We start from the raw sequence: 13,066 nt of genomic DNA, 5'->3' as shown, positions 1-13,066 counted from the left end.
CCCCAGTCCCTAACGATGAGCCAATGTTTGTTCCTGGGCTTGCAGCCAACCCGCTTCATCATTTTTAAAGGGTGAAAGGGCGCGCAAACGTTCGACAATTTCCGGCATAACCGCAATTACTTGATCGATTTCAGCATCTGTGGTGTAGCGACAGAGGCTAAAGCGGATGGAACCGTGTAAAGTGGTGTAGGGTAAGCCCATTGCCCGCAATACGTGGGAAGGTTCCAAAGAGCCAGAAGTACAAGCAGAACCGGATGAGGCACAGATACCGTATTTATTTAACAGTAGCAGAATGGCTTCACCTTCGATATATTTGAAGCCGATGTTGGTGGTGTTTGGCAATCTCTGCGTAATATCACCGTTAACTTCACACTCAGGAATCTTGGCGAGTAAGGTTTGTTCCAGGCGATCGCGCAGCTTTCTTTCTCTTTTCGTCGCCTCTTCTAAATGTAACATTTCCAGTTCGGCGGCTTTACCGAGAGCAATAATCCCTGGAACGTTCTCTGTTCCCGCACGCCGCCCACGTTCTTGGTGTCCACCGATTAAGAAGGGACGGAATCTGACACCGCGCCGTACATACAAAGCGCCCATACCTTTGGGAGCGTGTATTTTGTGACCGGATAGAGTTAGCATATCTACGGTGCTATTCTTCATATTCAGAGGGATTTTACCCACTGCTTGCACCGCATCGACGTGGAATAAAGCACCATGCTCTTTCACTCGCAAGCCAATCTGCTCGATTGGGAAAACCACGCCTGTTTCGTTATTGGCATACATAATTGTCACCAAGGCGGTGTTACCTGTCAAGGAAGCTTCTAGCTCATTGAGATCTAATTGTCCTTGACCATTTACCGAAAGATAAGTAACACTATAACCTTGGCTTTCTAGTTGTTTGCAGACATTCAGTACTGCGGGGTGTTCAACTTGAGTCGTAATAATGTGTCGCTTTTCTGGTTGTGCCAACAGTGCAGCGCGAATCGCCGCATTATCACCTTCGGTTCCACAACTAGTGTAGACAATTTCCGACTCATCTGCTCCTATCAGGGCTGCAAGTTGTTCTCTTGCTGTTTTTACGGCTTTGCCAACTTGTCCGCCAAAGGTATGCATACTAGAGGGATTGCCGTAATATTCAGTTAAATAAGGCAGCATCACCTCTACAACTTCTGGGTCTACCTTCGTGGTGGCATTATTATCGAGATAAATGCAGTTGCTTTGCATTGGTTTTAAATTTATGAATTATGAATGAGGAAGCATGAAGGGTGAAGGGTGAAGGATGAAGGGTGAAGGATGAAGGGTGAAGGGTGAAACTCCCAGTTCCAGGTTCTCGGCTCGAAGTTTCCAGTTCTCAGCTCGAAGTTTCCAGTTCTCAACTCGGAGTTTCCAGTTCTTAACTCGAAGTTTCCAGTTCTCAACTCGGAGTTTCCAGTTCTTAACTCGAAGTTTCCAGTTCTCAACTCGGAGTTTCCAGTTCTCAACTCGAAGTTTCCAGTTCTCAGATCGGAGTTTCTAGTTCTCAGCTCGGAGTTTCCATTTCTCAACTCGAAGTTTAATACTTCATCCTTCATCCTTCATACTTCATCCTTCATACTTTATCCTTCATACTTCATTTGGGGTTGACGCTTTTGCAACTGCTCAGAGAATTTCTGAGAATAACAGTTAAACCAACGATCCCAATAATCTTCTTTGTTTGTTAACTTCGCTAAAACGCGGTTGTAGTTGGCAAACCAACCTTCCCAATAATCAGTGGATTGCTTAACGCAACCATCGCAAGTGGGGCAACCAGCTTTACATTGAGGTACTGTATGAATACTACCGACGCAGTTTGTGCAAAGTTCGGGGTCAATCCAGCGATTACCATCAACTATTTTAATAGCACCGGTAGGACATACAGACAGACACAAATCGCAGGAAATACATTGGCTAGTAATTGTGTAAGCCATGACTATTCTCCTTTGTGGGCATGGGGGAGGCAGTGCGTTGGGCGGCTTTGCCGACTTGTAGCAACTGCCGTCATGGGGCATGGGGGAGGCAGTGCGTTGGGCGGCTTTGCCGACTTGTAGCAACTGCCGTCATGGGGCATAGGGGAGGCAGTGCGTTGGGCGGCTTTGCCGACTTGTAGCAACTGCCGTCATGGGGTAAACTCTTTCTAATCTCTAGTCCCTAGCCCCTAGTCCCTATTTCCCTAGTCCTTCGACATATTGCTCGTAATATTCCAAAGCAACCTTCTCAATGACGTCGTAAGCTTCAACAGTCTGTATGCCAGCTTTGTGCAATTCTTCCTTGGGACAGTTCCCAATTTTGGAGACTAAAACCGCTTTGCAATCTGCGATCGCTTTAATAATATTGTCTAGAGTGGCTTCTTCTCCAAATCCACCTTGGCAATAGTGGTCTATTTTGCGGTGACTGATAAAGCGTACTTCATTACCATCCACTTCGTAAACCTGGAATTCCTTGGCATGACCGAAGTGTTGGTTAACTAATCCACTACCCTTGGTTGCGACTGCAACGAGGATTTTCGGATTGCTAGCAAATTTCTTGCCAGTTAGCGCCTTTTCTTTGGCTGCTTTAATTTCTTGTTTAAACTTCTCAATACCTTCGTGAACTTCTTGGCGTTGTTCTAGGTTATATTCCGGAGCCATTTCTAGGAATTTATCTTTGGTAAATTCTTGGCTGCGGTCTTCTCCTAATAATCCTACAGCATCGGCGCGGCATTGACGACAGTGTCGCATCATTTTCATGTTACCAGCGCAGTTATCTTGAACTTCTTTGAGTTCTTTGGTGGTAGGGCCACGCTGACCGGTTAAACCGAAGTGTGTGCCGTGTTCTGGCGCAGAAATCAACGGCATGATGTTGTGGAGGAATGCGCCGTTTTCACGAATAAATTTATTAACTTCTACCAAGTGCTGGTCGTTGATTCCCGGAATCATTACCGAGTTGACTTTGCACAGGATATCGGCTTCTTTGAGGGCTTGCAATCCTTCCATCTGCTTTTCGAGCAGAATTTTAGCTCCCTCAACACCTCTATAACGTTTACGCTTGTAGTGAACCCAAGAATAAATCTGTGCGCCGATTTCTGGGTCGATTGTGTTAAGGGTAATAGTAACGTGATCTATATTGAGTTGTTTGATGCGATCGACATATTCGGTCAGCATCAAACCATTGGTTGATAAGCACAGTTTGATATCTGGTGCTTTGTCTGCAATCAACTCAAAGGTGCGGAAAGTCTTTTCTGGATTCGCCAATGGATCACCAGGACCAGCAATTCCCAAGACTGTCATTTGGGGAATCTTACCTGCAATCACCAATACTTTATGTGCTGCTTCCTCTGGGGTGAGTAATTCGCTAACCACACCAGGACGGCTTTCGTTAGCACAGTCATATTTCCGGTTGCAGTAATTGCATTGAATGTTACAGGCAGGGGCGACTGCAACGTGCATTCTAGCGTAGTGATGATGTGCGTCTTCGCTATAACAGGGATGCTGGGCAATGCGTTCCTTGAGTTTTTCGTCCATTTCCACGGTGGCGCTGCTTTTGCTGTCGCATCCGCAACCACCTGATTTGGCTTGGGTAGTGGTCGGTTCCTGATTGGAGGAGGTGAGGAGTCCTGTAGACGGTAGTGTCATTGAATTTCGCAAGGGTCGGTGGACTGGCTTGCCATTGTGAGAGATGCCGTTGCTACTCTTGATGCCCAGGAATCGAAGTCGCAGCTTATACTCATATTGCTCGCAGGAACTTACTCTTGGGCGGAGTCATACAGTTAATACATCCGATTTGAGAGTAGGGCAGGCTGACAATCCTTGATTTTCGGCTGGTGTGTGTCAACGTTAGGGTCGTGGGTAGAATTTGTGCGTAAGCAGCGACTTCTATTCACTTCAGGCATGGTGCTATCTCATCCCTCCACTCACTTTTGGCTTTTGTTTTGTTTAGAAGCGTTAAGTGATTGGCGATATATGATTTATATCAGCCGTTTCTGAGGTCGGCGGATGTATGTAGAGGATAGAATTTATTGGATTTATTAAGCTTGTACTCAAATTTTCAAACCCTGAATCATTAGGCATTACAATAATTAAAAAAATTTTCTTCGGGTAGGGGTGCTAGTATTTTTCGATTGGGGTACAAGTATTTCTGGAGTGGGGTACAGGATTTCTTTGTACTCAGGCAAAATCCAGTCCCCACAAGAATTTGGGCGCTTTTTTATCTGATTTTTAGACTTTTTGGTATGTACTCAAACTTCCCCCAAACCTCACCCAAAGCCAGTAGTGATAGGGGATTGAGGGGGGAAAAACTGGAGTAGGCTACGATGTTCTACTCCAGATACGTGCGAAATTCAATTCTGTATCCAACATATCATTTTTTTTTAGGGAAAAATGTAATTCATAATTTTTTAATTTTTCATTAGAAATGATAGTCAAGAGCGCTGATAAAGCTTGCTATATAAGGCTTACAGATTAGTTATCACAACTCTATTAATGCAGATAATTTTCAAAAAATTTAATTTTTACTCAGAATTTTTGTTTTTCTCAAGAACTTAAAATAAGTATTTTGACTGCGCTTTGCGTGTCAATAGTCATTTGTCATTTGTCAATAGTCATTTGTTATTTGTCCCCCTTGTCTTCCTTGTCCCATTTCTCCCCAGACTCCCTACACTTCCCGCATCTCCCTAGCCACACAGCGATCGCATATTTTTTTAGTTGGAAGTCCCTAAGGCTGGGAATTCATTAAGTTAACGATCGCGCTGACGAGATTGTCTGGCTCGACTGGTTTAGAAAGATGCTGTTGAAAACCCACATTTAGTGCCTGCTTTTTGTCTATTTCCCCAGCATAGGCAGAAAGGGCGATCGCTCTAATCTGTCCGCCTTGCTCTGGTGGTAAGGCTCTCACCTGCTGCATTAGCATATAACCGTCCATTTCGGGCATTCCAATGTCACTAATTAGGACATCGGGTGGGGATGCGCTTAAGGCTTGCAATGCTTCAGTTGCACAGGTACAGGCAATTACTTTTGCCCCTGCTTGTTCCAATAAAAACACCATAAAGTCTCGTGTATCAGTATCATCATCTACTACCAAAACTTGAATTCCTTGCAAATTCAAGGATGATGCCGACACTTGAGAATCTGAATTGATACTTGGCTGAGTAGCCATAAGTGGCAGCTTCAGGGTGAATGTGGCTCCCAAACCTTCGCCCTGGCTATCCGCCTGAATCATGCCACCGTGTAGCTCGACTAAGTGACGCACGATCGCCAATCCCAAACCTAGTCCACCAAACTTACGAGTGGAGGCGCTATCTGCTTGCCGAAAATAATCAAACACATAAGGTAGGAAATCAGGAGAAATACCCTTGCCTGTGTCACTCACAGTAATTTGCGCCTGATTTTCCACCTGTGACAATCGCACTTCAACCCGACCGCCTGCGGGTGTAAATTTCACAGCATTGGAGAGCAAATTCCACATAATTTGCTGTAAGCGGGTTGAATCACCCAAAACCATTCCGATTTTAGGGTTCAAGTTTACTTCAATCCCAATGGACTTGGCTTCTGCTGACAGTCGCACAGTTTCCAGCGCCGCATTAATAATTGATCCGAGATTAATCGGGCTGCTGGTGAGACTGAGCTTACCTTGGAGAATCCGAGAGACATCTAAAAGGTCTTCAATCAGTTCAATTTGCAGTTTGGCATTACGCTCGATAGTTGTGAGCGCTTGTTTTGTTTTCGCTGCGTCTAGTTTGCCATTTTGCAGGAGCCGTGACCAACCCAAAATAGGATTCAGGGGCGATCGCAATTCATGGGACAGTACGGCTAAAAATTCATCCTTAATCCGGTTGGCAGCTTGGGCTTCTTCTCTTGATGCTTCTGCTGCTGACCTGGCTTGTTGTTCGGCTGCGTATAACTGGGCATTTTCCACGGCGACAGATGCCATTTGCGCTAACTGCATCAGGATGGCTTCGTCAGCTGGGGTAAATTCACCTTCATATTTGTCTGAAAGCTGAATCAACCCAATGTTTTGTTCGTCTCGCCCTACAAGGGGAGCAGCCAACCAGCCTCGCATCGGCGGATGGTTTTTTGCTTCTTTGCCAAAGCCTTGCCAAAGAGGATGTGCCTCTAGTTCGGCTTGAGTCATCCGCATGGGGCGATTCAAATGGCACACACAGGCATAAATACCAGACCCATCAGGCTGTTGATCGTAATTCTGCCTTTGAGCGTACTTCTCAGACAAGTAGATGGCGGTAATTGCCTGTGCCCAATCCCGATCAATTGTCATGCTGGTGACAGATTGGTGCGTACCAATAATTGATGCTGCCTGATCCGTGATTACCTGTAACACTTGTTCCACAGAAAAGGCAGAATTAATTGCCAGGGCGGCTGTGGTCAATCCCTGCAATTGTTTGATGTAGTGACGTTCACGAACTAGGAGGTGTTCCCGTTCGAGTTCAGCTTGTTTGCGAGCAGTAATGTCAGCCGCAAACACAGTCAATCCATCGGGTGAAGGATAAACCCGATGTTCATACCAGCGATTCCAGGCGGTGTAAAGATGCTCAAACTGGACAGGTGTTTGTTCTTTTAATGTGTGCTGAAATTGAATATAAATGTCAGTGCCAATAATATCGGGAAATAATTCCCAAATGTTTTGCGAAAGAATCTCTTGGCGCTCCATGCTCATGATCTCGCACAAGCGATCGTTGACATAGGTAAACCGCCAGTCGCGATCCAGGACATAAAACCCATCATTGATGCTTGACAAGATAGTTTCCAGATTCTGCTTGGCAATTTCTGCTTCTCGTCGCAGCATCTGCTCCTGTTGCATCGCATCCCGTCGCAGTTGCGCCAGCTTCAAAGTTGCTTCGACTCGCGCTAACAATTCCCGGGCAGAAAATGGCTTGATCAGATAATCATCGGCTCCAGCGGCTAATCCTTCGACTTTAGCTTCTTCTCCGGCTCTGGCAGAAAGCAAAATGATCGGAATTTCGCGGGTGCGATTCTCACTCCGCAACGCACTCAGCAGACCAAAGCCATCCAGACGGGGCATCATCACATCCGTCAGCACCAAATCCGGCAGATGATTGGCGATCGCTTCTAATGCTGCCATGCCATCAGTGGCAGTCTCTACCACATAATACCTACTCAGCAATCGCTTGACATATTCGCGCATATCGGCATTGTCATCCACCAGCAGAATATAGGGTGGGGAAGCTGAGGCGACTGGTGAGGAAAAAGAGTTACTGTCAAATAAATCTTCACTCCCCACACTCCCCACACTCTCTTCTGGTAGCCAGCGTAAGGCTTCCTCAATGTAAGGAGCCGCACCTAAAGCGGTGGAAACTAACTTTCGCGTTGCCTGAATTCGCTCAGGCGGTAAATGGGCTGTGCCAATGGGAATGGTGATGGTAAAGGTGGTGCCTTTGCCTTCGATACTTTCAACCTGTACCTGACCACCATGTAGCCGCACCAACTCCTGCACTAATGCAAGTCCAATGCCCGAACCTTCTTGAGTTCTACCCCGCGCTCCCTCGACTCGGTGAAACCGCTCAAACAATTGGGGCAATTCTGTTTGGGGAATGCCAATTCCGGTATCGCTGACTGTCAAGACAATCTGCTGCTGTATTTGACGCTGTGTCAGAGCGATCGCTCCTGTAAAGGTGAATTTAAACGCATTCGAGAGCAGGTTGAGGACAATCTTTTCCCACATCTCGCGATCAACATACACTGGTTCGCTCAGGGTTTCACAGATGACAATAAACTCTAACCCAGCCTGTTCTATGGCTGAACGAAAGACACTGGCTAATTCGGCACTGAAGGCGGCTAAGTCTGTAGGTTCATAAACCGCTTGCACCCGTCCGGCTTCAATGCGAGAAAAATCTAGTAGTGTATTCACCAGCTTTAACAGGCGTAACCCATTGCGCTGCATCAAAGCTAGCTGTTGCCGTTGTGTTGCATCAAGGTCATCTGTTGCCAATAGCTCTTCTAACGGACTCAACATCAGAGTTAGCGGAGTCCGAAATTCGTGGGAAACATTGCTAAAAAAGGTGGTTTTGGCGCGATCTAGTTCGGCTAATGCTTCTGCGCGTTTACGTTCTTCCTCATACGCTTGAGCGTTGGCAATGCTGGCAGCAATTTGCGCCGCCACCAGGTTCAGGAATCCTTGGTAGTTATCATCGAATAGCCGGAATGGGTTTAAAGCTGCCACTAATACGCCAGCTTTGCCCGTTCGTCCTGAGGGTGCGATCGGTACCACAGCTATTTGATGGGGCGATCGCTCCCAGGCTCCGGTTGGCAGATCGCTAAATTGCGATGCTAAATCAGAAATCACATAGGGTTCATGGGTTGTCAACACCTGTGCAAAGTGCCAGAGCGAATTATCATCAAGCGCAACGGTTTCCGGGACAGCTAAGTGTCCGCGCTCAATTCCGCAAGTTCCAGCTAAAGCGACGCAATGCTGCTCCGGCTCCACCAAATAAATCATTGCAAATGGCAGATCGTAGGGGTTGGTTGCCAAACATCTGATACTTAAAGTACAGGCTTCATCAAATGTGCGTGCGTCTGCTGTTTTGGCTGCTAGTTCCTTTAACAGCGCCAATTGCCGCTCCCCAATGATCCGGGGCGTATCCTCAGTATTAGCACAGATAATGCCACCGGTGCTGCCGTCATCATTGGGTACAGGGCTATAGGAAAATGTGTAGTATGTTTCTTCTGGGTAGCCATTACGCTCCATAATCAGCAGCAAAGCTTCATCGTAAGTGCCCTGATTTTGGAACAGCGCTGTTTCTGCACGCGGCCCCACTTGATCCCAAATTTCTCGCCAGACATCCGCAGCTTTTTGACCGAGAGCTTCTGGATGTTTGCCACCGAGAATGGCTCTGTAGGCATCGTTATACAGGTTGATCAGGTTGTCACCCCACCAAACAAACATGGCTTGGCGAGAGGTGAGCATAATGCGCACGGCTGTTTTCAAGCTCTGTGACCAAGTTTCGACTGCGCCGAGCGGCGTTTGCGACCAGTCGTGCGATCGCATGAGTGCCGCCATGTCACTGTCGCCGATAAAAAGATTTTCCGAGATTTTAGAGTTTATCTCATGGGTCACAGTTACAGCCCCCGAATCAATGTGCAAAGCATCGGTTGATCCAGAGCTATCGTCTTTTTAGCCGTAGCTATTAATAGGAAGCCGATATATTATATAGTGCCACATTGTATACGTAGCATAGATTTTCTGCCATTAGCAGAGACTAAGTAATCTATCCGTAGAGTGAAGTTTAAGTATTAAGAAAACCTACACCAATTTATCAACGGCTAGAGAGTTTTTTCCAAATACTCATTTATTTTTACTAATATTTACTGGGTTAAATCTGCAACATTTGTTTGTTACTTAAATATAAAAAATCAGGGATGTTAACAATTAAAGCTCACATCCCTGAACATCAGAAAATATCTTTATTTACCTTTAGGGACTTCCAAATAAAAAAATATTCCAATCATTAACCTACCAAACCCGCAACTTGTAGGGGCGGGGTTACCCATTGGTGTCAACTTAAGTCAAAACGCTTATTCCACAGGCATTTTACCCCACCCCTCAATCCCCTCCCCGCAAGCGGGGAGGGGAGGTTTTGCGCCAGCAAAACTGGGGTGGGGTAACGCGGATCTTGATGGTAGGTGATTTAATTCAAAATTAAGTCTTGATAAGGGTTTCACGTTAAGTTGACACAGGTGGGGGTTACCCCGCCCCTACAATTTGGCATAATTTATTTTTTGGAGTTCCCTTAGTTGATGCAAAATTCGACCGTTGGGAGAAGTGTGAATATTTAACGCCGTCTACCACCAAAAGCTGGTGCGCGACGACCACTACTACGTCCACCGCTACCAAAGCTACTACCGCTAGGAGTGCGTCTGGGCGATCGGGAATCATTAGAAGGTTTCAGTTCACTACCGCCAAAACCAGAACCACTAGGACGGTTAGTATTGGTACGACTTGGTGTAGTCCGTACCGACGATCCGCTAGGATATGTTCTTCTAATTGTTCCTGTAGTGCGGAATGCAGTGCGATTTCTCACGGCTGCTGGTGGTTCATTATAACGGCTGCGGTAGCTGGAAACTGCTTGGTCATAGTTGCTGCCATATCCACCATAGCCTCTCAAAACTTGTCCAGATTGGTAGACAGGCGGTACATAATACTGGGGTCTAAACAATAAACTACCGATGGCTTGACCCGCTATATTACCAGCCACAGCCGCAGCAAAGGGTGTCCAGAAGTTATTTTCTTGGCGGACAACAACTGTTTCTTTTTGTCCGGTTTGGGGATTAGTTCTGTTTTCTGTAACGTTATGGACGTACTCAATTTTAAAGTCTTCTGTTAAGTATAAGACGGGTTGTCCATTTTCTACTTTTAAGTAACTTTTCTTACCTTCTTTTATTTCTTCATCTGTCAGCCGAGCCATTTGTAAGTTCTCGGTGACAAAGGTTGGGGGCTTACTGTTAATCAAAAACAGCGTGTACTCTCCAGTACCATCATCGTAAGTTGCTTGCTGTAATTGATACTGCCCATCACTTAGCTTGGTAACCGTAGATGTTTGGCTAACGTTTCTACCTGAAGGGGTTGTTTGCTCGGAACCACCCCCACAAGCAACTGTTGTCAAGCACAAACTCATGGCTAAACAAACGGCTGTAAATCGACGCAATATGGTCATGATCATTGCACTAGTATCCTCATTTGAGCTTAACAATTTTTCACTACATGTAGTAAGTACGGACTACCTCACTGTCAATAGGAGATAGGGACAAGGGAGACAAGGAGGACAAGGGAGACAAGGAGGACAAGGGAGATAAATAAGAAATGCCCAATGCCGAATGCCCAATGACAACTTACAAAGGAATTAATTCTGGATAATATTGCAACAGCTGATCGTTAGTGAGTTCATCACCTAATTGTGCTGGTGAGAAATGTACCTGCACTGCCCGTAATTTATGGTTGTAGTGCAAATTGACTAAGGCTTTTAAACCTTCTTTCAAGGCTTGAATGTTGGATAAATCGGTTTCTAACTGCGGTACTTCTCCTTCAACAGCCACTGTAATCATCACAATAATATTGCGTGTTACAGGTATAGATAAAGGTTCATTAACTCCAGAATCAGAACTTAAATCCAGGTCAGCACCGTATCTTTCGGCTGAATCGCTAAAGAGTTCATTGACATAATCTCCCGCTTCGCCTTCGCTCCAAAATACATCACCTTCATTGGCGGCAGACAGCCAGTAATCGTCAGAGCGCAACAGGTTTTCACAGATTTCTACCAAGCCTTCTCCTAAAACTTGTAAGTCTCCTTCAGCATCGATTGCTTCTCTAGCAACACGATTAAATAGCCCTAAAATTGGCGCTACGTCCGAACCACCTAAATGCAGAAACAAGCGGCAGACTACATAGCGAGTCCGCCCAATCATTCTATTAAAAGTATCACGCATCTGTATCCTCCACAAATTTCTCAGTGATTGATGAACGATTATTTGACTAATAATTGTTCATTCTTCAATAAAATGAAAGCTTTTAACAAACTCTCTAATCATGTTTACTGAAGGTAAAAGATATTGGGTAGATTCATTGGTTATATTATCAAAAAATGTGCCATTGCTTTCGGGTTGATTAATAAATCGTTTACCGAAATAGGGATTGTCATACATAATCAAAGTTTGCGCACTAGAATTTGTTAATATTGTCTGGGTAGGAGTTTTAAAAAATTTTAATTTTGCAGCCAACTCCAGAGTCTTTTGAACTTCCTTAATTGACTGAGCCTGTATTCTAGCTTCTTCGATCGCCGCCCTTAATTTCCTCACCCGATGGGGTATTTTTACACCCAGGTGAGATATATCTTCGCCTTTGATCATATCCAACACATCCTCAATATTTTGTTGGGTGTTGCTGGCATCCCGAAATGGCAGAATAGCTATATAAGCAATGGGAAATAAATCTTCGTCGCGATCGACTCGGAATGTGAACACAGTCCGGCGGCGACCAATTTCCATAGCGGGTGGTTGTTGAAGTCGCCGATATTGCCGCCAAATGTGGTAATATGCGCCAGCCAGGGTAAAGTTGGCTTCATGTTCGAGGGGGGCATCGACGATAATCCGGATAATGGGCGAGGTTTCATTAAAAAAGTCCCGTGCATCTTCAGCATTAAACTTTTGAATGATGGAGCGATCGCCTGTGGGAGAAAGGTCAAGCCACTCACAAGTTATACCTTCAGTTTTTAAACCAAACCTAGAAGTGGCATAAAGTTTAGCGCCAGTGAGTACCGCTGCTGTCAAATCGGCTCCGATCCATTCTGCTTTAATTAATTTTGCTTGAGTTAAATCGGCGTGTACTAAACTAGCATTTGTTAAATTAGCATTACTTAAATCTGTGCTGATTAACTTAGCTCCACTTAATTTAGCGCCGCTTAAATCAGCCCAGCGGAGATTAGCCCCACTCAAATCAGCCCAGCGGAGATTCGCTCCACTTAAATCTGCGCCGCTGAGGTTTGCACGGCTCAGATTTGCTTTTCTCAGTTCAGCATCTCGCAAATTTGCGCCACTGAGGTCTGTGTGTACCAAATCAGTCCCGTGGAGATTAGCCATCTCTAAGTTTGCTCCCGTTAAGGAGCAACCCCGCAAAATCGCGCCACTTAAGTTGGCTTTGCGTAAATTTGCCTGTCGGAGTGTCGCTTCTCGCAGATCGGCGTTGGTAAGGTTAGCTGCAAACAGATCTGCACCACTCAGATTGGCACGAATTAACTCAGCCCTAATCAATGAGGCTTCTCTAAGTTGGGCATGATTGAGGTCGGCTCGAATTAAATTCGCAACGTTGAGACTAGCTTGGTTGAAAATTGCCTGAGCCAGATTCGCACCACTTAATCTTGCTACATTGAGTATGGCATTACTCAAGTTAGCTTTGCTGAGATTCGCACCGCTCAAATTTACCACACTCAAGTTAGCTTGAGTAAGATTCACACCAACAAGTTTGACCCCACTTAAGTTGGCTTCCGAGAGGTCAATACCGCTAAAGTCAAAAACTCCTGCCGTGTATTTTCTTAACAATTCTTCTACAGTCATAA

8 protein-coding genes are annotated in these 13,066 nt (G+C 45.5%); all 8 read right to left on the bottom strand.

The genetic code is table 11. The annotated features are described in order from the left end of the window. Positions 1-9 precede the first annotated feature (9 nt). Positions 10-1,218 (bottom strand): cysteine desulfurase NifS, encoded by a 1,209-nt coding sequence (nifS, locus tag AACU32_RS17595; RefSeq protein WP_096601702.1) that lies wholly within the window; start codon positions 1,216-1,218, stop codon positions 10-12. A gap of 11 nt (positions 1,219-1,229) precedes the next feature. Further along, entirely contained in the window at positions 1,230-1,565 is a 336-nt protein-coding gene (locus AACU32_RS17590; protein WP_339378013.1) for a hypothetical protein, read from the bottom strand. Between the two features lie 24 nt (positions 1,566-1,589). Continuing rightward, positions 1,590-1,940, bottom strand: a complete 351-nt coding sequence (locus AACU32_RS17585; RefSeq protein ID WP_096601699.1) for a 4Fe-4S binding protein — start codon at positions 1,938-1,940, stop codon at positions 1,590-1,592. Positions 1,941-2,174: 234 nt separating this feature from the next. Next, entirely contained in the window at positions 2,175-3,623 is a 1,449-nt protein-coding gene (gene nifB / locus AACU32_RS17580) for a nitrogenase cofactor biosynthesis protein NifB (RefSeq protein WP_096601696.1), read from the bottom strand. Positions 3,624-4,701: 1,078 nt separating this feature from the next. Further along, complete coding sequence (locus tag AACU32_RS17575) at positions 4,702-9,075, bottom strand: ATP-binding protein (protein WP_339378012.1); 4,374 nt, start codon at positions 9,073-9,075, stop codon at positions 4,702-4,704. A gap of 715 nt (positions 9,076-9,790) precedes the next feature. Then, complete coding sequence (locus AACU32_RS17570) at positions 9,791-10,678, bottom strand: hypothetical protein (RefSeq protein WP_096601690.1); 888 nt, start codon at positions 10,676-10,678, stop codon at positions 9,791-9,793. 169 nt (positions 10,679-10,847) lie between these two features. Beyond that, a complete protein-coding gene (locus tag AACU32_RS17565; protein WP_096601687.1) occupies positions 10,848-11,441 on the bottom strand; it encodes a DUF1517 domain-containing protein in 594 nt (197 codons plus the stop codon). Positions 11,442-11,498: 57 nt separating this feature from the next. Further along, positions 11,499-13,064: a pentapeptide repeat-containing protein gene (locus AACU32_RS17560; RefSeq protein WP_096601684.1), complete on the bottom strand. Its 1,566-nt coding sequence runs from the start codon at positions 13,062-13,064 to the stop codon at positions 11,499-11,501. Positions 13,065-13,066: the final 2 nt, after the last annotated feature.

This window comes from Calothrix sp. NIES-2100 (assembly GCF_963875285.1).
Taxonomy (GTDB): Bacteria; Cyanobacteriota; Cyanobacteriia; order Cyanobacteriales; family Nostocaceae; genus Aulosira.
The sequence above is the reverse complement of the archived record's forward strand: the minus strand, read 5'-3'. Positions and strand labels throughout refer to the sequence as shown.